Below are 24,890 nucleotides of genomic sequence, written 5' to 3'. Positions count from 1 at the left end.
GGCGCGATGCGACGGTTGATCTTTCTCTCCCTTGTTGGCGGTCTGGGCCTCATGGCGCTGCTGTCGCTGGGGATCTGGCAGATCCAGAGACTGGAGTGGAAAGAAGACCTGCTTCAGACCATCGAGGCGCGCATCGCCGCTGCGCCGACGGCGCTGCCGCTGACCCCGACCGAGGAAGACGACCGTTACCGTGCCGTCACCGTCAGCGGTCGGATCGAGCCGGGCGAACTTCATGTCTTCTGGGTGACCAAGGCGGCAGAGACCGGCTATCGCATCATCGCCCCTCTGGTGACGGAGGAGGGCCGCCGCCTGCTTCTGGACCGCGGGTTCATTGCCTCCGCCGCCAAGGAGCGCGCGCGCGCGTTTGGTCCGGTCACGGTTACCGGCAACCTGCTGTGGCCGGATGAAGGCGACTGGACCACACCGGCCCCCGAAGTTGACACCAATATCCTCTATGCCCGCGATCTGGCCTATATGGCAGAGCGGCTCGACACTGAACCGGTGCTGATTGTGGCCCGCAGCGTCGCCCCAGATGCAGCGGTGACACCACAGCCGGTGACCACGGCGGGCATTCAGAACAATCACTTGCAATACGCGATCACCTGGTTTTCGCTGGCCCTTATCTGGGCCGCGATGACCACTTATTTCCTGTGGCGCTCGCGCCCCAAATCCGAAGGCTGAAGCGATGAAATATATCTCGACCCGGGGCCAGGCGCCCGAGCTGACCTTTGAAGACGCCATGCTGACCGGGCTTGCCCGTGACGGCGGTCTTTACGTGCCCGCGGAAATCCCGACCATGTCGAAGGATGAGATCGCGGCCCTTGCCGGTCGCTCCTACGAGGAGGTCGCCTTTCGCGTGATGCGCCCCTTCCTTGGCGATTGCTTCACGGATGAGGAATTCCGCGGCATCATCGCCCGCGCCTATGACGGCTTTGGCCACGCCGCCTGCGCGCCGCTGGTGCAGCTGGCGCCGAACCATTTCCTGCTGGAGCTGTTTCACGGCCCGACGCTGGCGTTCAAGGATTTCGCGATGCAGCTGATCGGTCAGCTGTTTGAAACCGCCCTGAAACGGCGCGGCGACAGCGTGACCATCGTCGGCGCCACCTCCGGCGATACCGGGTCGGCGGCGATCCAGGCCTTTGGTGGCTTGGAGGCGGTCAATGTCTTTATCCTCTATCCGCATGGCCGGGTGTCCGAGGTGCAGCGCCGCCAGATGACCACGCCCACCGATGCCAATGTGCATGCGCTTGCCGTGGATGGTGACTTCGACGATTGCCAGGCCGCGCTGAAGGATATGTTCAACGACTTCGACTTCCGCGATGAGGTGAAACTGGCCGGCGTGAACTCGATCAACTTTGCCCGCGTGCTGGCACAGGTGGTCTATTACTTCACCTCCGCCGTGTCGCTGGGCGCGCCGGAGCGCAAGATCAGCTTCACCGTGCCGACCGGCAATTTCGGCGACATCTTTGCAGGTTTCATCGCCAAGCAGATGGGCCTGCCCATCGACAAGCTGGTGGTCGCCACCAACCAGAACGATATCCTGCATCGCTGCCTGAGCGGGCAGGGCTACCACAAGGGCGAAACCATTCCGTCGATCTCCCCGTCGATGGACATCCAGGTCTCGTCTAACTTTGAACGCGCGCTGTTCTATGCCTACGGGCAAGATGGCGCGGCAGTGGCTCAGCTGATGGAGGAGCTGAAGACAGGCGGTTTCGAGGTGAGCCAGGGCGCCATGCAGGCCCTGCAAGAGCATTACGTGTCCGGTCGCTGCTCGGAGGAGGAAACCTCCGCCACCATCAAATCCGAACGCGCCGCCTCGGGTGAGCTGCTCTGCCCGCATAGCGCCATCGGCGTGAAAGTCGCCAATGAACAGCGTGACACATCGGTCCCGATGGTGACTCTGGCCACCGCCCATCCGGCGAAATTCCCGGCTGCGGTCGAGGCTGCCAGCGGCGTTCATCCGCCTCTTCCCCCGCGCATGGCAGATCTGTATGACAGATCGGAGCGGGTGACGCGGATCGCCAATGATCTGACCACTCTTGAGACACATATCAGAAAGCACATCGCGAATTGACAGTTCAACAGCACCAACTCGCCAACGGGTTCAGGATCGTCACCGAAACCATGCCGGGGCTGCAATCTGCCGCCATCGGCATCTGGGTGACCGCAGGCGGGCGGAACGAGCGGATCGAGCAGAACGGCATCGCTCATTTTCTTGAGCATATGGCGTTCAAAGGCACCAAGCGGCGCAGCGCGCTGGAGATTGCCGAGGCGATCGAGGATGTTGGCGGCTATATCAACGCCTACACCAGCCGCGAAGTGACCGCCTATTACGCCCGCGTGTTGCAGGAGGATGTACCTCTGGCGCTGGATGTCGTGGCCGACATCGTTCTGAACCCGGTGTTCGACCCGCGCGAGATCGAGATTGAGCGTGGCGTGATCCTACAGGAAATCGGTCAGGCGCTGGATACGCCCGATGATGTGATTTTCGACTGGCTTCAGGAAGAAAGCTATCACGATCAGCCCATTGGCCGCACCATCCTTGGTCCCGCCGAGCGGGTGCGAGCCTTTGGCCGCGAAGATCTGGAACGCTTTGTCTCGGAACATTATGGCCCCGGCCAGATGATCCTTGCCGCCTCCGGTGCGGTGGATCACGATGCCATTGTCAAACTGGCCGAAGAGCTGTTTGGCAAAATGCCCCCCAAGACGTTGATTATGCCCGCAGCGGCCAGCTTCACGGGCGGTGAGGCGCGCCATGAAAAGGCGCTGGAACAGGCCCATATCGCACTGGCGTTTGAGGGGCCGGGCTACCGCGACGATGCGATCTATACCGCGCAGATCTACTCCAGCGCACTGGGGGGTGGCATGTCGAGCCGCCTGTTCCAGGAGGTGCGTGAAAAACGCGGGCTGTGCTACACCATCTTTGCCCAGACCGGCGCCTATGCCGATACCGGCACGCTCACGCTATATGCAGGCACCTCCGGCGATCAGCTGGACGAACTGGCCCAGATCACCATCGACGAGATGAAGCGCGCCGCCAGCGATATGAGCGACGCCGAGGTGGACCGGGCTCGGGCGCAGATGAAGGCGGGGATGTTGATGGGGCTGGAAAGCCCCACCAACCGCGCCGAACGGCTGGCACGGCTGGTGCAGATCTGGGACAAGGTGCCGCCGCTTGAGGAGACCGTGGCGCGGATCGACGCGGTGACCACTGCCGATGTGCGCGCCATGGCCGAAGAGATGGCCCACCGCGCCTCGATGGCTTTGGCGCTCTATGGTCCGGTGGGCGACGCCGCCCCGCTGGCCGCTCTGCAGGAGAGGCGCGCGGCCTGATGTTGCTGACCGGACGCAAGGTGCGTATCGAGACCGAACGCCTGACTCTCAGGCCGCCGGTTCATGCGGATTTTCGCGACTGGGCGGCGCTGCGCCAGCACAGCCAGGGCTATCTCACCCCGTGGGAACCGAGCTGGGCGGCGGATCACCTGAGCCGCAAGAGCTTCACCAATCGGGTCTATTGGGCGCGCCGGGCGGTCAGCTCCGGTTCGGCGCTGCCGCTGTTCCTGATCCGGCGCAGCGATCAGCTGCTGATCGGGGCAATCACCCTCGACAATATCCGTCGTGGGCCTGCGCAGGCGGGCACATTGGGGTATTGGACCGGTCAGCCCTTTGCCCGCCACGGCTATATGCGTGAGGCGATCGGGGCCGTGGTGCATCACGCCTTTACCAAGCTGGACCTCAGCCGGATCGAGGCGGCCTGTCTGCCGGAAAACGCCGCCTCGCGCGGGCTGTTGGAGAGTGCGGGCTTCAAATATGAAGGTGTGGCGCAATCCTATCTGCAAATCAACGGGCGCTGGCGCACCCACGTTCTATATGCTTCCCTGCGCCATGACCGGCGCGGACGCACGCAGGTCGGCCAGGCCTGAGGCCGCGGCGGGCGCGGTCAACGCGGGGGCCGACCCTACAGCACGGCATTAGGAGAGATGCGCATGACCCTGAACCCTGCGGACACCGGTTTTGTCGACCATCTGCGCGCGGTGCTGCCTGCCGATACCCTGCGCCCGGCTGAACCGCGTTATCTGGAAGAGCCGCGTGGCCGCTATCACGGGCAGGCGGGGGTCATCGCCCTGCCGCGCAGCACCGACGAGGTCGCAACGCTGCTGCGGGCAGCCCATGCAGCCCATGTGCCAGTGGTGCCCTATGGCGGCGGCACCGGGCTTGTTGGCGGGCAGATCATGGGTGCCGGGGGGGCGGCGCCGCTGGTGATTTCGCTGGAACGGATGACCGCCCTGCGCGGGGTTTACCCGCAGGAGAACGTTATCGCGGTTGAGGCGGGCATGATCTTGGCCGACGTGCAGCGCGCCGCCACCGAAGCGGGCCGACTGTTCCCACTGTCACTCGCCGCCGAGGGCACCGCCCGCATCGGCGGCACCCTGTCCACGAATGCGGGCGGCGTCAATGTGCTGCGCTACGGCAATGCCCGCGATCTCTGTCTGGGACTGGAAGCCGTGCTGCCAACCGGCGAGATCTGGCAGGGCCTCAGCCGCCTGCGCAAGGACAACACCGGTTATGATCTGCGCAACCTGCTGATCGGGGCCGAGGGCACGCTGGGCATTATCACGGCCGCGTCGCTGAAACTCTCCGCGATTCCGGCCGAACAGGGCACCGCGATGCTGACGGTGGCCTCGCCAGCGGCGGCGATTGATCTGCTGGCGATGGCGCGGGACCAGCTGGGCGAGACGATCAGCGCCTTCGAACTGATCCACCGGCAGGGGCTTGAGTTCCTGCGCGAAACCCTGCCAGATCTGCGGCTGCCGTTCAGCGACCTGCCGGACTGGTGCGTGCTGATTGATCTTGGACTGCCGCAGGGCAGCGCCCCGCAGGATGCCTTGGCGCAGCTGTTTGAGACGGCGCTGGCAGCGGGGCTGAGCAGCGATGGCGTCATCGCCCAGTCTGAGGCGCAGCGGCAGGCGCTATGGTCGGTGCGCGAACATATCCCGGAAGGCAACCGCCGCATCGGCTCGGTCTCCAGCCATGATATCTCGATCCCGATTTCGCGCATCCCCGATTTCATTGTCGAAGGTGGCAAGCGTCTGGCGGCCCTGGGAGATATGCGGATCAATTGCTTTGGCCATCTGGGCGACGGCAATCTGCATTACAATGTCTTTCCGGCGCAGGGGCGGGACCGCAGCACCTATGAGCATCTGCGCGATGAGGTGAAACGCTGCGTCCATGATCTGACCCATGATTACGGCGGCTCGGTCAGCGCCGAACATGGCATCGGGCGGCTGAAGGTCGCCGATCTGGCGCGATATGGCGATCCGGTCAAACTGGCGGCAATGCGGGCGATCAAACAGGCGCTTGATCCGCATGGCATCATGAACCCCGGCGCGGTGGTGCCACTGGCAGACTAGGCAGTGGTGGTACCGTCGTTAGGCCGGTTGCATCCGGGGCCGCGCCGGTCGGCTGCGCATCAGCAGCAGCACCATGATCGCGATGTTGAGCCCGTTCCACAGGATCCCGTTCACAAAGGCCAGCTGATAGGACCCGCTGACGTCGTAGATCCAGCCGGACATCCAGCCTCCCAGCGCCATGCCCAGGATGGTCATCATCATCACGAAACCAACTCGCGTTCCCGCTTCCTCCGGGGGCATGTATTCCCGCACCACCAGCGCATAGCTGGGAACGATTCCGCCCTGCGCCAGGCCAAAGATGGCGCTGACCAGATAAAGCGAGACCATGCCGTCATAGGGCAGGTATAGAAACAGCGCGATACATTGCAGGATGGAGCCCACCAGCAGCGTGCGTACGCCGCCGAACCGATCCGCGACCAGCCCCGAAATCACCCGGCTGACCACGCCGCCGAGCAGCATCAGCGACAGCATCTCGGCGCCCACCGTGGGGCCGTAGCCCAACCCGACGCAATAGGCCACGATATGGACCTGCGGCATCGACATGGCGACGCAGCAGCCAATACCGGCCAGCCCCAAAATCCACTGGAGCTGGCGCGGCGAGAGCCCGGCCCGGGCCGCGTTGCTGGCGGATGCGGCTGCGCTGTGGCCCAGGGCGTCCACCGGGATGCGCCGCCGCAGCACCACGGACAAAGGCACGACCACCAGCAGCGTGACCATTGCCAATGTGGCATAAACGCTGCGCCAGCCGCTTTCGGCCAGCATATCGGCAAGGGCGGTCGGCCAGATCGCCCCGGAGAGGTAGTTGCCACTGGCCACCAGCGCCACCGCGATGCCGCGCCGCCGCTGGAACCAATGCGAAATATCGGCGATCAGCGGACCAAACCCCGCTGCCGTGCCAAGCCCCAGAAACAGATGCGCCGCCGACAGCCAGAGCATATCCGGCGCCAGCATCGCCAGCCCGTAGCTCACCGCACTGAGCGCCGCCGCCGCGCAGAGCGCCAGCGTGATGCCAAACCGGTCTACCAGACGGCCAATCACCAGATTGCCAACGGCAAAGCCGATCATCGTCAATGTATAGGGAAGCGACGCCGCCGCGCGGCCTGCGCCAAACTCGGCTTCGACCGCAGGCATCACCACAATCACCGCCCACATGCCGACATTGGCGACGGTGGCAATGGCCAGCGTCACCAGAAGTCTGGTCCAGGAGTAGCGGCTGTCGAGGATTGCGGATGTAGACATGTCGGCACGCTAGGAGACGCGCCGACATGCTGCAACGATAATAACGCCTGTTACCGGGGGAGAGAGGCCTAAAGGCTGCTATCGTTGCAAAGGGTCTCGGCAGCGACGTCTCGGGCCGCCGCTGCCGATGGTGGGGCTGAGGCATCCCGCGATCCGAAAGGAAAAAGATCGCCGGGCTGCGTTCACGCCACCTGTGGGTGGTGGCCGCGCGAACCGCTTCGCTGGCCGACCCACCCGTAGGCTCAGGGCATGATCACGGTATCAATGACGTGAATGACGCCGTTTTCAGCCTCGATATCGGCGGTCACCACCTTGGCCTCATCGACCATCACGCCACTGTCCAGATCAATGGTGATTTCGCTGCCCTGAACGGTGGCGGCCTTCATGTCATCGACCAGATCACCGGACATCACCTTGCCCGGCACCACGTGGTAGGTCAGGATCTCGATCAGCTTGTCCTTGTTTTCAGGCTTCAGCAGTTCTTCGACGGTGCCCTCGGGCAGGGCGGCAAAGGCGGCATCGGTCGGGGCAAACACGGTGAAGGGACCGTCGCCTTTCAGGGTGTCGACCAGGCCAGCAGCTTCAACAGCGGCGACCAGGGTCGAGAAATCACCGGCACCCGCAGCCGTGTCAACGATGTCCTTTGCGTTACCACCGGCAAAAGCCGAGGTGGTCAGGGCGAGCGTGGCGGCGGCGGTCAGAAGTGTCTTGCGGATCATGAGTACAGTCCTCTGTCTGGGTTACCTGCCTGTGTCGGCATTGACGGTATTACGGCGAAGTCTGCGGTTTGGATCTGGCGGGTTTCCGCCACCTGCATGTTGACAAGAAAAGCGCGCCGCCTAAGCCGCGCGCTTTTGGAACTTCCACTCACAATTATGTGATTGAACGCTGGACGCTCTTTGCAATTAAGGGGTGATCCAACCCTATTTGCAGAGGCTCAGGCGCCTTCGAATTCGCAGAGCACGGTGACATCCATGCCCAGATCTTCGAGCACCTTGCGGCCGCCAAGCTCCGGCAGGTCGATGATGAAGGCACAGGAGACGATCTCACCGCCAAGCCGCTCGATCAGCTTGATGCCCGCCGCCGCGGTGCCGCCGGTGGCCAGAAGGTCATCGACCACCAGAACCTTCTCTCCGGGCTGGATCGCGTCGTCATGGATCTCCATGATCGCCTCGCCATATTCCAGCTTGTACTCCTGGCTGATGGTGGTGCCGGGCAGCTTGCCCTTCTTGCGGATCGGCACAAAACCAACGCTCAGCTGGTGGGCGATGGCGCCACCAAGGATGAAACCGCGCGCCTCAAGCCCGACAACCTTGTCGATCTGCTCGCCCGCATAGGGGTGCAGCATCTGGTCGATTGCCATGCGAAACCCGCGCGGATCGGCAAACAGCGTGGTGACATCGCGGAACATGATGCCCTCATGGGGGAAATCCACGATGGTGCGGATGTAGTCTTTGACAGCAGTCTTGCGGGCCATGGGGTGTCCCCTTTTTGGTCGTCTGGAATGGGTCGTCTGATCTCTGGCGCCTGCGGCCCCTAGCGGGCGACGCGACCAATGATATGTCGCTGATGCTCTTGGCGCAGGCAAGGGGGCGGATGGGGTGGCTGCTCTCAACCGGCGCGGCTGTGGCCTTTCGGAACCAGCGGCGGAGGCAATAATCAACCGTTACCAGACCCGGCGGTCGGTATGCCGAGGCCGCCTCGGCGGCCCCGGCAGCCGGTCAGCCCAGAACCCGTGCGGCAACCGCATCCAGTTTGGCCAGAAGCGCGGCATCGCGTTTTTCCGGCGCCGTCATGATGGCATGTTCCAGCGCGCGGTCGCAGCCATGCGGGCAGGCCTCGCGGGTCGCCCCCAGCAGCGCAGGCAGCCGCTGCACCAGCGCACGGCCCTTGGCGGAATTGCCGGTCAGGGTGGCGATGATGTCGGTGATCTCCACCGCGCCATGATCCGGGTGCCAGCTGTCGAAATCCGTCACCATGGCGATGGAAGCGTAGCAAAGCTCAGCCTCGCGGGCGAGCTTGGCCTCCGGCATATTGGTCATGCCGATCACGTCGCAGCCCCAGCTGCGGTACATCTTGCTTTCGGCCATGGAGGAGAACTGCGGCCCTTCCATACAGAGATAGGTGCCGCCGCGATGCACATTGATGCCCGCGTCCCGCGCCGCGGTCTCTGCCGCATCGGACAGCCGCTCGCAGGTCGGATGGGCCACGCTGACATGCGCCACGCAGCCGGTGCCGAAAAAGCTCTTGTCGCGCGCGAAGGTGCGGTCGATGAACTGATCGACAATGACAAAATCCCCCGGCGCCATCTCCTCGCGGAAGGAGCCGCAGGCGGAGATCGAAAACACATCCGTGACGCCGAGCCGTTTCAGCGCGTCGATATTGGCCCGATAGGGCACTTCGGTCGGCGAATGCACATGGCCGCGCCCGTGGCGGGGCAGGAAGGCCATTTTCACACCATCGAGGTTGCCCGTCAGGATCTGATCCGAGGGCGCCCCCCAGGGCGTCTCAACCGAGACCCATTCTGCGTTTTGCAGCCCGTCGATGTCATAGAGGCCCGAGCCGCCGATGACGGCAATCATTGTTTCCTGTGTCACGTGTTCTGTCCCCTGAAGCTGGTCCTTGTCGTTCTGCCCGAGGAGGCCCCGGTTTGACAAGCGCGACGGGGCATTTGATTGCTGCCGCCCTGTGGGCGGTAGCAAGGCCTTCGGCGAGAGTATTTGGAGAAAGATGACAGGCGGGCGCTATTCGCGCCGGATGATCCCGGTCAAAGCCGCCGCGCCAAGGGCGGTGACGATCCAGCCTGCAAGGGTGAAGACCCAGCGTGCCCACCACAGAACCACACCCGCCGGGCCACGGGTGGTGGAGGGTGCCCAGGCCTCGGTCTGGCCGAAGTCGATGATCGGAACCACGACGTCGGCGGCATAGGCGATGGCTGAGAAGCTTTCCCAGTCGCGGCCGGGAATGGTTGTCTCGCTCCAATGACCGGCGGGCTTCGCAGATCGGTCACTGCGGATGTGAGGGTTCAGATCGCACATAACACGATCTGGTGAAGCTCGAGAGCTGGCGGCGATGCGCTTTTCATCTGCTGGGGAAAGCTCGCCTTCCTGCATCGTCCTTAAATCCGTTATCTTGTTGGCGCCTTGCATCACATATTCTCCAATTCCAATGATGAGAACCGTCCGATGGATTGTGGGCCAATCAAAGCGAGGCGAGTGGTTAAGTGCTGCTAAACGCCTAAGTTTAATGTCAGCAGCGTTGCCGCAATGTTTCGCGTGCGAAACATTTGGGCAGGAGAGCTGACCCATTGGGCGCTGAGCGGGCGGTAACGGGGGCTGCCCTTGCCCCACTGGCGGAATTCCGCTAGGGGCGGGCGCTAACGATACCCTTTCCCGATCACAGGTGACCCCATGACCCGCGGCATAATGGCGACGCTCGCCAAGCAGATTTCACCGCCCAATCTCTCCATCATGCAGGACGAGGGCTTTACCGTGGGCCGTGTGCGCACCGAATTGCTGTCGGGCCTGACCGTGGCGCTGGCGCTGGTGCCGGAGGCGGTTGCCTTTGCCTTTGTTGCGGGGGTGCACCCGCTGGTGGGGCTTTACGCGGCCTTTATGGTCGGGTTGATCACGGCCGTCTTTGGCGGCAGACCCGGGATGATCTCCGGCGCGACGGGGGCGCTGGCGGTGGTGATGGTGGCGCTGGTGGCAGAGCATGGGGTCGAATACCTCTTTGCCACGGTGGTGCTGATGGGGATCTTGCAGATCTTTGCCGGTGTCATGCACTGGGGGAAATTCATCCGGCTGGTGCCGCATCCGGTGATGCTCGGCTTTGTGAACGGGTTGGCGATTGTGATTTTCCTGGCGCAGCTCACGCAGTTCAAAGACCCGGACAATACCGAGGCCTGGCTGGCAGGGTCGCAGCTGATCATGATGTTGGGGCTGGTGGGGCTGACCATGCTGATCATCTGGGGCACACCCAAGATCACCGCCATCGTTCCGGCGCCACTGGCCGGGATCGGCATCGTGGCGGCGCTGGTGATTGCGCTGGGCATTGACGTGCCGACGGTGGGCGATATGGCCTCGATCAAGGGCAGTTTCCCCTCCTTCCACAATCCGTTTGGCACGGGTGAAGGCCTTTACGGCACAGCGCTGGCCCCCTTCACGCTGGAGACGCTGTGGATTATTCTGCCCTATGCGGTGATCCTCGCGGCGATCGGCCTGATCGAGAGCCTGCTGACGCTGAACCTGGTTGGTGAAATCACCGGCAAGCGGGGCGGGGCAAGCCAGGAATGTATCGCGCAGGGGGCCTCCAACGTGGTCACAGGCTTCTTTGGCGGCATGGGCGGCTGTGCGATGATCGGCCAGTCGATGATCAATGTGAAATCCGGCGGTCGGACGCGGATTGCTGGCATTGCTGCGGCGCTGTTCCTGCTGGCGTTTATCGTGGTGGCCTCGCCGCTGATCGAGCAGATCCCGCTGGCGGCGCTGGTGGGCGTGATGTTCATGGTGGTGATCGGCACCTTTGCCTGGAACAGCTTCAAGGTGATGACCAAAGTGCCCATGATGGACGCCTTTGTCATTGTGCTGGTGACCGTGGTGACGGTGATGACCGACCTTGCGATTGCGGTGGTTGTGGGCGTGATCGTCTCGGCGCTGGCCTATGCCTGGAACAACGCCCGCCGCATCCACGCCTATACCCGCGAATCCGCCACCGACAAGGGCGCCAAGGTCTATGAGATCGAGGGGCCGCTGTTCTTTGGCTCGACCGACGGGTTCATCGAGCTGTTCGATGTGGCGAATGACCCGGATCATGTGATCGTGGACTTTGCCCGCAGCCGGGTGGTGGACCAGTCGGCGCTACAGGCGATCGAGGCGCTGGCGGGCAAGTATGAGGCCGAGGGCAAGGCGCTGGTGCTGCGGCATCTGAGCCGTGATTGCCATCAGCTTCTGACCAAGGCCGGGCATCTGATGGTCGATAGCGACGATGACCCTGACTATGCGCTGGCGGTGGACTACTCGGTCAAGACCGGGATCCTGGGTGGCCACTAAGCTGTCCGGTAGCATCTGAAAGAAGAAACCCGCGACACCATCGGCGTCGCGGGTTTTCTCGTTTTACGGTGATTGAACGGCGCTCTTGGGCAAAGCTTGGTCAGTCCGGTGCCAGGGTCTCCAGCATGTCGAGGTCACCGGACAAGAGCGCAGGTTCAGCGCGCGAGATCAGGTCGGCGGGCCAGTCCCACCATTTCAGGCCAAGCAGGCGCGCGATCTGCGGTTTGGTGAAGCGGTAGCTTTGGACGGTGCCGGGGTTGCCGGTCACGATGGCGTAGGGCGGGATTGACCCGCGCACCACCGCACCGGCACCGATGATGGCGCCATCCCCGATCCGCGCCCCCGGCAGGATCATCGCGCCATAGCCGATCCAGACATCATTGCCGATCACCGTGTCGCGGGTATCGGGCTGAAATCCGGTCATCTGCGTCTGATCGAACACCGGGAAAGGATAGCAGCTGAGCCCGTCCTGCGCGTGATTGGCAGAGGCGGTGATGATGCGCACGCCCTCGGCGATCTGGCAGAATCTGCCGATCACCACCCGCTCGCGCGATCCGGCAAAGAGATAGGGCGCCAGACGGCTGGCCCAGTCCGACGGCGGTTCAAAGGCGGAGGCATAGGTGAAGGCGCCGATGGAGAAATTCGGGTGATCAATCGCCTCCGACAGCATCACCGTGCCGGCATGGGCGCTGCCATCGGGCAGGGTGATCGGATGGCGTTTCTTTGGGTCGGGTAACGGCATTTCTGGGCCTCATTCATCCGGGCGGGTGAGGGAAAACAGACCCCGCACCACAGAGTAGTCACGGTAGCCAAGGCGCGCCAGCGGCTGGAAACGGGTCACATCGAAAGTTCCGTCGATCAGGCAGCTGTCGTCGAGATGGACGCCGACCACCTCGCCAAAGACCACCTTGTTGGCGGCGCCGGGAAGGGTCACGATCTGCGTCAGGCGGCATTCCAGCGCAGCCGGGGCGGCGGCGACACGACCGCAGGGAATGGTTGCGCAGGCGGCCATCTCCAGACCCGCGTGGGCAAATTCATCCACCCCCTTCGGCAGGGCTGCGGAACTGGCGTTCATTGCATCCCGCAGCGCGTAGGAGACAACATTGACGCAGAACACGCCGGTTTCGGCGATATTGGCCACGCTGTCCTTGGTGCCGTCCTGATCGTCCTTGGCCGAGGTGGAGGCAAACATCACCTGCGGCGGTTCATAGGCGACGGCATTGAAGAAGGAATAGGGCGCCAGATTGTTGGTGCCATCGGCCGCACGGGTGGAAATCCAGCCAATGGGGCGCGGGGTGACAATGGCGTTGAACGGGTTGTGCGGCAGCCCGTGGCCGCTCTCGGGTCGGTAGAACATATGCTGGTCTCCAAGTCTGAGCCGGAGCGGTAGCCTGCTGGTATTGCTTGCGGATCCGGCTGCCGGGGTTTGCCCAAGGCTTACGCCCGTGTTAGGGCGATGACCAGCCTGCGTGAAGAGTTTGCAGCGCGCTGTGGGGCAAATCCCTCGGTGGTGCTGGGCTGGTCAGCGGGCGGTGACGGCGACGGGCGTGGAGGCGGGCGCGTGATTGAGTTGAAGGCAGAGCAGCCCGAGGACCGCTGGGAGGTCGAGGCGCTATATGACCTGTGCTTTGCGCCCGGTCGCGAGGCGCTGTCGTCCTATCGTTTGCGCGACGACGTGCCGCCGGTCAGCGGGCTGAGCCAGGTGGCGCGCGATCAGGGCGGTATTCTGGCCGGGGCGATCCGCTTCTGGCCGGTGCGGATTGGTGAGGCGGGCCTGCCGGCGCTGCTGCTGGGGCCAGTGGCGGTTCACCCGACCCATCAGGGCGAGGGACTGGGCGGCGCCCTGATCCGCGACAGTCTGGCCAAGGCGGAGGAGCGCGGCTGGAGCAGGGTGCTGCTGGTGGGCGATGCGCCGTATTACCGGCGCTTTGGGTTTTCGCTGCTGCCCGCGGTCGAGATGCCGCCGCCGACCAACCCGGAGCGGGTTTTGGGTCTGGATCTGGCGGCTGGCGGCTGGGCCGATGTGCGCGGCAGGGTTCTGCGCTGGAGCGGGCCGCAGATCCCCGGCTGATCGGGGTGGATCGCAGGCGCAGGTCACCGAGATCTTGAAATACGGGCCGGGAAGACAAACATTTTTTTGGCAACATGAGGTATGCCATGACCGAGATCCTGACCCCTGACACTGCCCTGACCACGCCGCTGGACGCTGCTGCCGTGGAGGCGGAGCTGGAGGCGCTGGCCAAGCGTTACCGCGCCGCCGGTGGGCTGGGCATCCAGATCCTGAACCTGCTGGGCGGCTCGGTTGACGGGCTGCTGGACAAATTGCCTGCGCCGGTGCGGAGCCGGTTGAACGGCGCCACCGAGCAGGCGCTGCAACTGGCGATGCAGGGGGCCAGCGGATCGCGCCGGGTGGTGCCGGATCAGCCGGCGGCGGTCAACCGCGCGGTCAGCGCCGCGATGGGCGCGGCGGGTGGCATGGGCGGTTTGCCCGGAGCATTGGTCGAGCTGCCCGCAACCACGGCCTTCCTGCTGCGCAGTATTCAGGGGGTGGCGGCCGAAGAGGGCTTTGACCCGGAGGCCGAGGGCGTTCGCTTTGACTGTATCCGGGTGTTCGCTGCTGCCGGTCCGCTGGCGGCGGATGATGGCGCGGATCTGGGGTTCCTGTCACTGCGGCTGGGGCTGACCGGGGGGGCGGTGCAGAAACTGATCGCGCAGGTGGCACCCCGTTTCAGCATGGTTTTGGGCCAGAAGCTGGCCGCGCAGACACTGCCGGTGCTGGGGGCCGTGGCCGGGGCCACGACCAATTTCGTCTATTCGGGCTATTATCAGGAAATGGCGCGGGTCCATTTTGGTCTGCGTCGTCTGGCGGTGGCGGCGGATCAGCCACATGAGACATTGGTTGCGCGCCTGCAGGACCGGTTGCTGGCACCACGGTAGCCGCCCGCCCCCCGAAGGCGGTTGCCGATCTGCGGCGGTCTGATGTGGAACACCGGCAGCGGGCGCTTCTGCCCTTGCACTTGTGGGGATTGCAGATTTAATCATCCCCTCCTGATGAAGAGTGATGACGATGATACAATACGCTCTGAAATGCGCTGAAGGACACAGTTTTGACAGCTGGTTCCAGTCGGCAGCCGCTTTTGACAAGCTGGTAGCGGCGGGGATGGTGGCCTGTGCGCAATGTGGATCCAGTCAGGTGGAAAAGGCAATCATGGCGCCCCGCGTGCGCCCCGGCCGTACGGCGGTTTCGCCGGTCGGTGAGGCAGAGTCGCGTGCCGCTGCGGGGGCTGTCGCGCCGCAGCAACCTGCACCACAGGCGGCTGGAGCGCCGGGCGCGCTGCGGGCGGTCCCACCCGGTGCGGGGGCGCTGAGCACCCCATCGGGAGAGCTGGAGGCTGCGGTGGCGGAGCTGCGGCGCAAGGTTGAGAAGAATTCAGATTACGTCGGTAAGGATTTCGCCAATGAGGCGCGCGCCATGCACCTTGGTGATGCGCCGGAGCGGGCGATCCACGGTGAGGCCCGGCCGGAAGAGGCGCGGGCGCTGATCGAGGAGGGCGTGCCGGTGCTGCCGCTGCCCTTCCTGCCCAATAGAAAAACCAATTGAAGGAAGAGCATGTATGCATGTCGTCGTGACAGGAACCAGCCGGGGCATTGGCCGCGAATTGGTCGCGAAGCTGCGGGAGGATGGTCACGAGGTGACGGGCACGTCGCGCGATCATTCCTCCGGTGTGCGGCTGGATGTGACCGATCCCGGCCAGCAGGCGCGGTTTGCCGCCCAGCTGAAGGGGCGACCGGTTGACCTGCTGGTGTGCAACGCCGGTGTCTATCTCGATAAATCAATGGCGCTGGAGGATTACTCTGCCGAGGTCTGGGGCAAGACGCTGGCCGCCAATGTCACTGGGGTCTTTTTGACGGTGCAGGCGCTGTTGCCGAACCTGCGGCTGGCGGCGGATCCGAAGATCGCGATCATTTCGTCACAGATGGCGAGCCATGCCCGTGCGCCCGGCGGCAGCTATGCCTATCGCGCGTCAAAGGCGGCAGCGCTCAATATCGGGCGCAATCTGGCGACGGATCTGCTGCCGGAGGGCATCGCCGTCGGGATCTATCATCCGGGCTGGGTGCGGACGGATATGGGCGGCGAAGAGGGCGACATCTCGGTGCAGGAATCCGTCGCCGGGCTGCTGCATGAGTTTGACGTGCTGAGCACGGAAACCACGGGCTGTTTTCACACCTGGGATGGCCGTATCCACGCCTATTGAGCGTGTGAGTGAAGACCGGCTGAACAGATCGGCGCGGAAACGAATAAGGCCGGAGCATTCGCTCCGGCCTTTTCTTGGTTTGCAGAGCCCCGTAGGGCGGTGGCTGGCCGTGTCTCAGTCCCAGCAGCTGACCAGAACGGTCATGCCGCTGGCCTGACGGGTCAGCGCCCCGACCGGCAAGGCGGTCGCCTCAGCGCTGGCGTCAGAGGCGGTGACCCCGGCGCTGCTCAGGGCGGCGCGCAGGGTATCGGCATTTGCCGCAAAACTGACCCCTTCTGGCAGCTGGGTGGCGCCTTTGGTCTGGCTCAGCAACATGCCCTGCACGGCGCCATCGGTGGTCAGCACCGGGCCGCCCGCATCGCCCGGCTGGCTGCTGAGTTGCAGACGCGAGACACCGGGGTTGCCGGACAGATCCTTTACATCCTGCAAGCTGCCCCAGCTGAGGCTGGGGGCGCCGAGGACGCCCTCGTAAGAGAAGCCGGAAACCGCGATATCGGACTGAAGCCGGGCGGAGGCGCTGGCCAGTTTGGCGACGGCCATCGGGGCCAGCGCCTCAACCGGGCGCAGCACGGCGATGCCGGTGGCGGTGTCGGTATAGGCGACCTCGGCCTGGTAGTCGTGATCCAGTGTCACCCGGGTGCAGCCTGCAACCACATCGGCGGTGGTCGCCACGCTGCCCTTGGCATCGACATAGAAGCCGGAGCGCGACAGGCGCGGCTTGCGCACGTCAAGGCCCGAGATCAGATCGACATTCTGCGGGGCATCGGCACCGGCGGCGGGATCCAGAACGCCGTCGATGCGTTCGAAGCTGGCCGACATCGCTGCCAGCACGCGGGCGCGCCGCTCGTCGTCACCGGTCGGCCAGACCAGCGTGAAGCCCTTGATTTCGCCATTGGCGAGCCGGGCCTCGGTATAGGAGACGATGCCATTGCCGCGGCCTTCCAGGGTGAAGCTGTCGCCGCTGCGCTGGCGCGGACCGTCCAGAGGGACGATCTCCAGCGTTTGCATGATGTCGTAGAGACCGTAGAGCGTGCGCCGGTCACCGGGCTGGCTGATCAGCAGCAGCTGCGCGCCGAGATCGCCGCTGCTCTTGAACAGGGCAAAGGGAGATTCGTAGCGATCGAAGGTCACTTCACCTGCGGGGACCTGCATCGAAATCCCGGCTTTGGTATCGGTGAGGGGGGCCATGCCAACCGAAATCAGCGGCGCGTTATATTCATCCATCAGCGCCTGACGCTGGGCGGTGGTCAGCACACCGGTGGGCGCGTAGCCGCGGGCCGATTGCCAGTCCGACATGGAGCCACGCGTGCCGCGACCAAAGGCGCCGTCGATGGTGGAAGTATAGAAACCGGCGGCCTTGAGCGCGATTTGCAGATCCATGCGTTCTTCACGGGTGAGACGGGATTCGCTGCGGCGCGCCTCAGCCGGGGTCTCATCGGGGAGCACGGTTTCGATCGGTTCCGCCGGGGCCTGGGTCACCACTGCGGGGTCGATCGGCTCCAGAACCGGGCTTTCGACGGTGGCCTGTGGTTCGGTATTGGCGGTGGCGGCTGTCGGGTAGAACTGATTGCCGAGGTTGCTGCTTAACGCGATGAAGCTGTCGCGCGGGATCTGCCGTTCGGCGCGGTAGACCTGAAGCACCCGGTCGGCATCGCTGCGGGTATAGGGGCCAAGCAGAATGCCATACCAGCCACCGCCAAGCGAGAAGCCGGAGACATCGGGCAGCCGCGCGGCAAATTCCTGCGCTTCGGCCTGGGCTTCGCGCAGGGAGGCGCGGGCGGCAACCTGGATCCAGACCGTCTCCTGCGCGGATTGTTGGGTGCCGGTCTGGGCGGTGGCAACACCTGTAAAGGCGGATGCCAGCGCCATCAGGGACAGTGCCAGCGTAGCAATCAAACTCTTCATCAAAAGGCCTCTATCGGGGTGATCGGTCGTTGGCGCGCACATAACCACTTTCGCGCCGCGAAGGGAACTCCTCTTCGCAGGGGGAAAACCCGGCGGATGGCGCCAAATTCGGCTGATGTGGTCTCAGGGACGCGCTGGAGGGCGGGGGCTGCGTGTTTCAGCGGGGCCGGAGCCGCTGAGGCTGCGATGCGCCGTTGACCCTGCGCCGGGGCTTGCATAGGAAGAACCCCGGATTTGCTGCCCCCATAGGGAAGAAACATGACCGACACCAAAGGCGCTCCGCGCTCGTTCCAAGAGATCATTCTGCGGCTTCAGACGTATTGGGCCTCCAAAGGCTGTGCCATTATGCAGCCCTACGACATGGAAGTCGGCGCGGGCACCTTTCACCCCGCGACCACGCTGCGCGCGCTGGGCAGCAAGGCCTGGGCGGCCGCCTATGTGCAGCCGTCGCGCCGTCCGACCGATGGCCGCTATGGTGAGAACCCGAACCGGTTGCAGCACTACTACCAGTATCAGGTGCTGATCAAACCCTCGCCGCCGAACCTGCAGGAGCTGTATCTGGGCAGCCTCGAGGCGATCGGCGTCGATATGGACATGCACGACATTCGTTTTGTCGAGGACGACTGGGAAAGCCCGACGCTCGGCGCCTGGGGCCTGGGCTGGGAAGTCTGGTGCGACGGTATGGAAGTCAGCCAGTTCACCTATTTCCAGCAGGTCGGCGGCTACGATTGTCACCCGGTATCGGGCGAGCTGACCTATGGTCTGGAACGTCTGGCGATGTATATTCTGGGCGTCGATCACGTGATGGACATGCCGTTCAACGACCCGGACGCGCTGATCCCGCTGAGCTATGGCGATGTGTTCAAGCAGACCGAGGAAGAATACGCCCGCTGGAACTTTGACGTGGCCAATACCGAGGTGCTGCTGCGCCATTTCGAGGAGGCCGAGGCCGAATGCGCCGCGATCCTCGCGCAGGAGCATATCGACCCCAAGACCGGCAAACGCATCATCATGGCCCATCCGGCCTATGACCAGTGCATCAAGGCCAGCCATGTCTTTAACCTGCTCGATGCGCGCGGCGTCATTTCCGTCACCGAGCGGCAGGCCTATATCGGCCGGGTGCGCGCGCTGGCCAAGCAATGCGCCGATGCCTTTGTGCAGACCGAAGCCGGCGGTCACGCAGCGTAACCCGAGGCTGATTGCCAATAGGAGTCCACGGTATGGGCAAGTTCCTTTCGCTGATCCTGATCTGCTCCGGCCTCGCGGCTGGGGCGGCGATGTATTACCTGCAGGTCTACGGCTTTTACGAGGATGTCGAGCTGGAGCCGGGCAAGGACGTGATGCTGACGCCGCTTGGTGGTGGCGCGGCGCTGCCGATCCGCTACAGTGGCTTTGAGGCGATCGACGCGGAGAGTTCTCCCATTCGCTATCGCGCCTGTTTCGCTACCGATCTGAAGCCCGAAGAGCTGGCGCAACTGTTTGTGCTGTCGGATCAGAAAGAGCCGCGCAATGCGCCGGGCTGGTTTGACTGTTTTGATGCCGAAGCCATTGGTCAGGCGCTGGCCGAGGGACGCGCCGAGAGCTTTCTGTCGGTCAAGAATATCTCTTACGGGGTGGACCGCATCGTAGCGATCACCGACGCAGGGCGCGGCTATGTCTGGCATGAGCTGAACGATTGCGGCCAGAAAGCCTATGACGGCACGGTTGTGGGCGAGGAATGCCCGCCCCGGCCAGAGGCGGTCGGAGGCGAATGATGCTTGCCTTTCTGAAGAGTACCGCCCCTCTGGGGCGGCGCAATAGCGCCACCCCGCGGGACGGCGCAGCCCTTCGTTCAGAAGCGGCTCCGTTCCGTCAACACGTATTTTCCGCGCCGCGCGCGGCCATCCGTAAGGACATCTGATGCCTGATCTTCTGATTGAACTGTTTTCCGAGGAAATTCCGGCCCGTATGCAGGCGCGTGCGGCGGAGGATCTGAAAAAGCGCGTGACCGATGGTCTGGTCGAAGCGGGGCTGACCTATGCCGGTGCCCATGCGCTATCGACGCCGCGCCGTCTGACGCTGGCGCTTGAGGGGCTGCTGGAGCACTCCCCGACAGTGCGCGAGGAGCGCAAGGGGCCGAAAGTGGGCGCGCCGGACAAGGCCATCGAAGGCTTCCTGCGCGGTGCGGGCCTCACACGCGAGCAGCTGGAAGAGCGCGACACCCCGAAGGGCGCAGTCTATTTTGCCCTGATCGAAAAGCCGGGGCGCCCGGCGGCAGAGATCATTGCAGAGGTGCTGGAAGACACCATCCGCAATTTCCCCTGGCCGAAGTCCATGCGCTGGGGATCGGGCGCCCTGCGCTGGGTGCGCCCGCTGCATTCGATCCTCTGTCTCCTGTCCAAGGAGGATGGCGCCGAGGTTGTGCCGCTGGATATCGACGGAATTGCATCGGGCAAGACCACATTTGGCCACCGTTTCATGGCGCCGGATCAGATCACCGTATCCAGCTTTGACGATTATGCCGCCAAGCTGAAGCGGGCGCATGTGGTGCTGGATCCGGCCGAGCGGGAAGCGGCCATCTGGCAGGAGGCCACCAATCAGGCCTTTGCCAGCGGGTTGGAGGTTGTCGAGGACAAGGGTCTTCTGGCCGAGGTCGCTGGTCTGGTGGAATGGCCAGTGGTGCTGATGGGCGCCATCGACGATGAATTCCTGGCGCTGCCGCCGGAGGTCTTGCAGACCTCGATGAAGGAACATCAGAAGTTTTTCTCGGTGCGCAATCCGAAGACCGGGCGGATCGAGAAGTTCATCACCGTCGCCAACCGCGAGACCGCCGACAATGGCGCGACCATCCTGGCGGGCAACCAAAAAGTTCTGTCGGCACGGCTGGCGGATGCGAAGTTCTTCTGGGAGAATGATCTGCGCACGGTGACCGAGCAGGGGTTTGAGCCCTGGGTTGCGAAGCTGGGCAATGTGACCTTCCACAACAAGCTGGGCACGCAGGCGGCGCGGATTGACCGCATTGCCGCGCTGGCCCGCGAGATCGCGCCGGTTGTCGGAGCCGATGCCGATCTGGCAGAGCAGGCCGCACGGGTTGCCAAGGCCGACCTCAGCTCTGAAATGGTCTATGAATTCCCCGAGTTGCAGGGCCTGATGGGGCGCTACTACGCGGAGGCGGCTGGTCTGCCGCAAGAGGTGGCCAATGCCTGCGAGGCGCATTATTCGCCGCTTGGCCCGTCGGATGATGTGCCTTCCGAGCCGGTCTCGGTTGCCGTGGCGCTGGCCGATAAACTGGACACGCTGACCGGGTTCTGGGCGATTGATGAAAAACCCACCGGCTCCAAAGACCCCTTTGCCCTGCGCCGTGCTGCGCTGGGGGTGATCCGGCTGGTGCTGGACAATGATGTGCGGATGCGGCTGGACGGGGCAATTGATGCCCATCTGCTGCGCCATGAAATGGCCCAGAACGGTGGTGACCCGGTTGCTACGGGGCTGATGCAGGACATGCTGAACGAGATCGCCGATCACGGTGTCTTTGGTTCTGCCGTGCGCACGGTGCTGGATGCCTTTGACGGGGATCTGCCCAAACATATCGAGCGGCTGAAGACGCAGCTGCCGGATGTGTCGCGTGACCTCCTCTCCTTCTTCCACGACCGTCTCAAGGTGTTCCTGCGTGATCAGGGCATCCGTCATGACGTGATCGACGCCTGCATCGCGATGGAGGCCAACGATGACCTCACGCTGCTGGTGAAACGCGCCCGTGCGCTGGAGGAGTTCATGGCCTCCGAGGATGGCGAGAACCTGTTGCAGGGCTTCAAACGGGCCAACAATATCCTGGCGCAGGCCGAGGAGAAGGATGGCGTAGAATATTCCTACGGCGCGGATAAGAAATTCGCCGAGGATGACAGCGAAGTGGCCCTGTTCGATGCGCTTGCGCAGAGCGAGGGGGCGATCTCTTCGGCCATCGAGGCCGAAGATTTCGCGGCTGCCATGGGCAGCATGGCCGCATTGCGCGCCCCGGTGGATGCGTTTTTTGAAGCGGTGCAGGTCAATTCCGACAATGAGGTGGTGCGCCGCAACCGCCTGAACCTGCTGAGCCAGATCCGCAAGGTCTGCGGGCAGGTCGCCGATCTGACCCGGATCGAGGGCTGAGCCCCCCGCAGGGCCGCGATCTGACCGCGCAGTCCGGGCAGTCCGGGCAGTCCGGGCAGTCCGGGCAGTCCGGGCAGGCAAAACAACGAGAAACCGGGGTGATCGCAGGGTCGTCCCGGTTTTCTCCTTTTGGTCCACGTGCTTTTCCTTGCGGGAATGGACGACAGGGCTATGCTGCATAGCAAAGGAAAGGCGCCGCAGTGCAGAAAAATGATCGAGACATGGCTCGTGCCCCACAGGATGAGACGCCGGATTCCGTGCTGATCACGCCGGTGGCACCCATTGCCAATCACACCCATGGCGGGCGGGCGAAATGCCTGCAACGTCTGGTGCGGCTGGATCTGCCGGTGCCGCGCACCGTGGCGCTGTCGTTTCAGGCGGTGCACGGGATCGCCCAGGGCGAGATGCCGGATATGGCGGCGATTGTTGACGCCTTTCCGTCGGATGCGCTGCTCTGTGTGCGCCCGTCGTCACAGGATCCCGATTGGGGCGGGCCCGGTGCGATCCTCAACATCGGCATGAATGATGCGCGCTATGTCGACCTTTGCGACAGTCTTGGGCGCGACGGGGCGGCGGCCTTGTATCTGCGGTTTGTGCAGTCTTATGCGGTGCATGTGGCGCGGCTGGACCCGGATGTCTTTGACGATGTGGAGGACGGTGGGCCGGATGCGCTGAGCGAGGTTCTGCACGCCTATGAGGCGGAGACCGATGAGCCGTTTCCACAGGATCCGGCGGAGCAGCTGGCGGCGGTGTTGCGGTCGATGGCGCGGGCCTGGGAAGGCACCTCGGCCCGACTGTTGCGGCAGGCCAAGGGCGCGCCTGCGGATGCCGGGCTGGGTCTGGTGGTGCAGGAGATGGTGCCGGGCTTTGGTCAGGGCGAATGCGGTTCGGGTGTGTTGCAGCTGGTCAATACCAAGACCGGTCAGCCGCAGATCACCGGGCGGTACCTGAGCCAGAGCCAGGGGCGCGATGCGCTGGGGGCGGGGGCCGAGGCGCTGTATCTGGAGCGTGACCCGCGCGGGCCATCGCTGGAGGAATCGGCGCCCGAGGCCTTTGCCGATCTGAAATCCCATGCCCGGCTGATGCGACAGCGTCTGCGCGAAGAGATGCAGGTGGAATTCGTGATCGTGAGCGGCGCGGTGCATATCCTGGACGGGGTGCGGGTCACCCGGTCGGCACAGGCGGCGGTGCGGATCGCGGTGGCGCTGGCCGAGGATGGCATTATCCCGCGGCAGGAAGCGGTGATGCGGGTCGACGCGCATATTCTGACCGAGCTGCTGCACCGGCAGGTGGCGCCGGGGGCGACCCGTGATGTGATCGGAAAGGGCATTGCCGCCAGCCCCGGTGCCGCCACCGGGCGGCTGGTGTTTACCGCTGCGGAGGCGCAGGCCAGTGCGGCGCGCGGTGAGCCCTGCATTCTGGTGCGGCGCGAAACCTCGCCCGAGGATGTGCGGGGTATGCACGCGGCGGTCGGGGTGCTGACGGAGCGCGGCGGGATCACCAGCCATGCGGCGGTGATCGGTCGCGGCCTCGGGCTGCCATGTATCGTCGGGGCCTCTAACCTGAAGTTCCACAGTCGGCGCAAGCAGCTGGTGGCCCAGGGCGACCGGGTGTTCAGCCGTGGCGATATCATCACCATCGACGGCAGCAGCGGCGAGGTGCTGGCGGGCGAGCCGGAGATGCTGGAGGCGGCGGAGGACGGCGCCTTTCAGACCCTTCTCACCTGGGCCGATGAGGTGCGCGATATCGACATCCGCGCCAATGCCGACACGCCGGAGGATGCCGAGACCGCGCGCAAGTTCAACGCGCAGGGGATCGGCCTGTGCCGGACCGAGCATATGTTCTTTGATCCCGGCCGGTTGACGGTGATGCGGGAGATGATCTTTGCCGAGACCTCGGAGGGGCGGGCTGCGGTGCTGGCGCGGTTGCTGCCGATGCAGCGGGAGGATTTCTTTGCGCTGTTTCGCATCATGGAAGGGCTGCCGGTCTGTATTCGGCTGTTCGACCCGCCGCTGCATGAATTCCTGCCGACCTCCAAAACCGGGCAGCGGGAGCTTTCGGAAGCCTTGGGTATCCCGGTGAGCGATGTGACCCGCCGGGTCGAGGAGATGGAGGAATACAACCCCATGCTGGGCCTGCGCGGCGTGCGGCTGGGGGTGACGGTTCCGGAAATCTACGACATGCAGGCACGGGCGATTTTCGAGGCCACTCTGGATGCCTCCAAGGAGGGCGATCCGGTGGTGCCGGAGATCATGATCCCGCTGGTCTCGGCCAAACGTGAGGTGGAGCTGGTGAAGGCGCGCATTGATGCCGTCGCGCTGGCGGTGAAGGCCGAGCGTGGCGAGGATTTCACCTATCGTCTGGGGGTCATGGTGGAGACCCCGCGTGCGGCCCTGCGCGCGGGTGAGATTTCGCCGCATACCTCGTTCCTCAGCTTCGGGACCAACGACCTTACCCAGATGACCTACGGCATGTCGCGGGACGATGCGGGGCGGTTTATGTCGGCCTATGTCAATCAGGGCGTCTTTCCAGAGGATCCGTTCCACGTGCTGGATACAGACGGGGTCGGCGAGCTGCTGAAACTGGGGGTTCAGCGGGGCCGTGCAGAGAACCCGCAGATCACGCTGTCGATCTGTGGCGAGCATGGCGGCAACCCCGAATCGATTGCGTTCTGTCGCGAGGCCGGGTTCGATTACGTCTCCTGTTCCCCGTTTCGGGTGCCCGTTGCACGGCTTGCTGCGGCGCAATTGGCGATTTCCAGCCAAACCGGAGATTCACCACGCGAATCTCTAAAATCGTAAAGAAAACAAGGGGCTTTCGCAGGGGCAGCAGAAAGCAGCGGATTGGCGCTTAACCAAGGGGCAGCGGGGTGCGCTGTCCCGTCGCTGGACGTTTGGAGG

The 24,890-nt window shown here is 64.1% G+C and carries 22 protein-coding genes; 14 read left to right on the top strand and 8 right to left on the bottom strand.

Features of this window, described 5'->3' with window-relative positions; translation table 11 throughout:
* Nucleotides 1–6: 6 nt before the first annotated feature.
* The 5 genes from VXL81_RS01320 (at nt 7) to VXL81_RS01300 (ending at nt 5,411) form a co-directional block, all read left to right on the top strand.
* Nucleotides 7–681, top strand: a complete 675-nt coding sequence (locus VXL81_RS01320) for an SURF1 family protein (RefSeq protein ID WP_416552625.1) — start codon at nt 7–9, stop codon at nt 679–681.
* Between the two features lie 4 nt (nt 682–685).
* Entirely contained in the window at nt 686–2,074 is a 1,389-nt protein-coding gene (gene thrC, locus VXL81_RS01315; RefSeq protein WP_416552622.1) for a threonine synthase, read from the top strand.
* Complete coding sequence (locus VXL81_RS01310) at nt 2,071–3,333, top strand: M16 family metallopeptidase (protein WP_416540593.1); 1,263 nt, start codon at nt 2,071–2,073, stop codon at nt 3,331–3,333. Before thrC ends, VXL81_RS01310 begins: the two co-directional genes overlap by 4 nt.
* The gene (locus VXL81_RS01305) at nt 3,333–3,923 is read left to right on the top strand and encodes a GNAT family N-acetyltransferase (protein ID WP_260105589.1); all 591 of its coding nucleotides are present in this window, start codon (nt 3,333–3,335) and stop codon (nt 3,921–3,923) included. The genes VXL81_RS01310 and VXL81_RS01305 overlap by 1 nt, the downstream gene beginning before the upstream one ends.
* A gap of 63 nt (nt 3,924–3,986) precedes the next feature.
* Nucleotides 3,987–5,411 (top strand): FAD-binding oxidoreductase, encoded by a 1,425-nt coding sequence (locus tag VXL81_RS01300; protein ID WP_416552620.1) that lies wholly within the window; start codon nt 3,987–3,989, stop codon nt 5,409–5,411.
* Nucleotides 5,412–5,429: 18 nt separating this feature from the next.
* On the opposite strand, the gene VXL81_RS01295 is transcribed toward VXL81_RS01300, so the two are convergent.
* From VXL81_RS01295 to VXL81_RS01275, 5 genes are all read right to left on the bottom strand, one after another.
* Nucleotides 5,430–6,650, bottom strand: a complete 1,221-nt coding sequence (locus VXL81_RS01295) for a CynX/NimT family MFS transporter (protein WP_340544667.1) — start codon at nt 6,648–6,650, stop codon at nt 5,430–5,432.
* Between the two features lie 242 nt (nt 6,651–6,892).
* On the bottom strand, nt 6,893–7,369 hold the full coding sequence (locus tag VXL81_RS01290; RefSeq protein WP_416552618.1) for a fasciclin domain-containing protein: 477 nt from the start codon (nt 7,367–7,369) through the stop codon (nt 6,893–6,895).
* A 218-nt stretch (nt 7,370–7,587) separates the two neighbouring features.
* Nucleotides 7,588–8,127: an adenine phosphoribosyltransferase gene (locus VXL81_RS01285; protein ID WP_008563170.1), complete on the bottom strand. Its 540-nt coding sequence runs from the start codon at nt 8,125–8,127 to the stop codon at nt 7,588–7,590.
* A 244-nt stretch (nt 8,128–8,371) separates the two neighbouring features.
* The gene (locus tag VXL81_RS01280; RefSeq protein ID WP_416552616.1) at nt 8,372–9,247 is read right to left on the bottom strand and encodes an S-methyl-5'-thioadenosine phosphorylase; all 876 of its coding nucleotides are present in this window, start codon (nt 9,245–9,247) and stop codon (nt 8,372–8,374) included.
* 147 nt (nt 9,248–9,394) lie between these two features.
* Nucleotides 9,395–9,688: a hypothetical protein gene (locus VXL81_RS01275; protein WP_416552614.1), complete on the bottom strand. Its 294-nt coding sequence runs from the start codon at nt 9,686–9,688 to the stop codon at nt 9,395–9,397.
* A 372-nt stretch (nt 9,689–10,060) separates the two neighbouring features.
* On the opposite strand from VXL81_RS01275, the gene VXL81_RS01270 reads away from it, so the two are divergent.
* On the top strand, nt 10,061–11,701 hold the full coding sequence (locus VXL81_RS01270; protein ID WP_416535776.1) for a SulP family inorganic anion transporter: 1,641 nt from the start codon (nt 10,061–10,063) through the stop codon (nt 11,699–11,701).
* Between the two features lie 100 nt (nt 11,702–11,801).
* Here the strand turns inward: VXL81_RS01270 and VXL81_RS01265 are convergent, their stop codons facing one another.
* Both VXL81_RS01265 and VXL81_RS01260 read right to left on the bottom strand, forming a co-directional pair.
* Nucleotides 11,802–12,443: a CatB-related O-acetyltransferase gene (locus tag VXL81_RS01265; RefSeq protein WP_416552612.1), complete on the bottom strand. Its 642-nt coding sequence runs from the start codon at nt 12,441–12,443 to the stop codon at nt 11,802–11,804.
* Nucleotides 12,444–12,452: 9 nt separating this feature from the next.
* On the bottom strand, nt 12,453–13,058 hold the full coding sequence (locus VXL81_RS01260; protein ID WP_416552610.1) for a flavin reductase family protein: 606 nt from the start codon (nt 13,056–13,058) through the stop codon (nt 12,453–12,455).
* 204 nt (nt 13,059–13,262) lie between these two features.
* Here VXL81_RS01260 and VXL81_RS01255 point away from each other — a divergent pair, with 204 nt between their 5' ends.
* From VXL81_RS01255 to VXL81_RS01240, 4 genes are all read left to right on the top strand, one after another.
* A complete protein-coding gene (locus VXL81_RS01255) occupies nt 13,263–13,772 on the top strand; it encodes a GNAT family N-acetyltransferase (protein WP_340546284.1) in 510 nt (169 codons plus the stop codon).
* Nucleotides 13,773–13,858: 86 nt separating this feature from the next.
* A complete protein-coding gene (locus VXL81_RS01250) occupies nt 13,859–14,638 on the top strand; it encodes an EcsC family protein (protein ID WP_340544674.1) in 780 nt (259 codons plus the stop codon).
* 130 nt (nt 14,639–14,768) lie between these two features.
* Complete coding sequence (locus VXL81_RS01245) at nt 14,769–15,302, top strand: DUF1178 family protein (protein WP_416552608.1); 534 nt, start codon at nt 14,769–14,771, stop codon at nt 15,300–15,302.
* 13 nt (nt 15,303–15,315) lie between these two features.
* Nucleotides 15,316–15,957, top strand: coding sequence for an SDR family oxidoreductase (locus VXL81_RS01240; RefSeq protein WP_340544676.1), 642 nt, complete (start codon nt 15,316–15,318; stop codon nt 15,955–15,957).
* A gap of 114 nt (nt 15,958–16,071) precedes the next feature.
* Here the strand turns inward: VXL81_RS01240 and VXL81_RS01235 are convergent, their stop codons facing one another.
* Entirely contained in the window at nt 16,072–17,862 is a 1,791-nt protein-coding gene (locus VXL81_RS01235) for a serine protease (RefSeq protein ID WP_416552606.1), read from the bottom strand.
* Between the two features lie 258 nt (nt 17,863–18,120).
* On the opposite strand from VXL81_RS01235, the gene VXL81_RS01230 reads away from it, so the two are divergent.
* From VXL81_RS01230 to VXL81_RS01215, 4 genes are all read left to right on the top strand, one after another.
* On the top strand, nt 18,121–19,050 hold the full coding sequence (locus tag VXL81_RS01230; protein ID WP_340544678.1) for a glycine--tRNA ligase subunit alpha: 930 nt from the start codon (nt 18,121–18,123) through the stop codon (nt 19,048–19,050).
* A gap of 32 nt (nt 19,051–19,082) precedes the next feature.
* Nucleotides 19,083–19,616, top strand: coding sequence for a DUF6446 family protein (locus VXL81_RS01225; RefSeq protein WP_416535782.1), 534 nt, complete (start codon nt 19,083–19,085; stop codon nt 19,614–19,616).
* 145 nt (nt 19,617–19,761) lie between these two features.
* Nucleotides 19,762–21,990 (top strand): glycine--tRNA ligase subunit beta, encoded by a 2,229-nt coding sequence (gene glyS / locus VXL81_RS01220; RefSeq protein ID WP_416539341.1) that lies wholly within the window; start codon nt 19,762–19,764, stop codon nt 21,988–21,990.
* A 221-nt stretch (nt 21,991–22,211) separates the two neighbouring features.
* A complete protein-coding gene (locus VXL81_RS01215; RefSeq protein WP_416552604.1) occupies nt 22,212–24,791 on the top strand; it encodes a putative PEP-binding protein in 2,580 nt (859 codons plus the stop codon).
* Nucleotides 24,792–24,890 lie beyond the last annotated feature (99 nt).

Origin of the sequence: Phaeobacter sp. JH204B, assembly GCF_048055755.1 — a bacterium.
Lineage (GTDB): Bacteria > Pseudomonadota > Alphaproteobacteria > Rhodobacterales > Rhodobacteraceae > Phaeobacter > Phaeobacter bryozoorum.
This window is presented reverse-complemented; position numbering and strand designations above follow the sequence as displayed.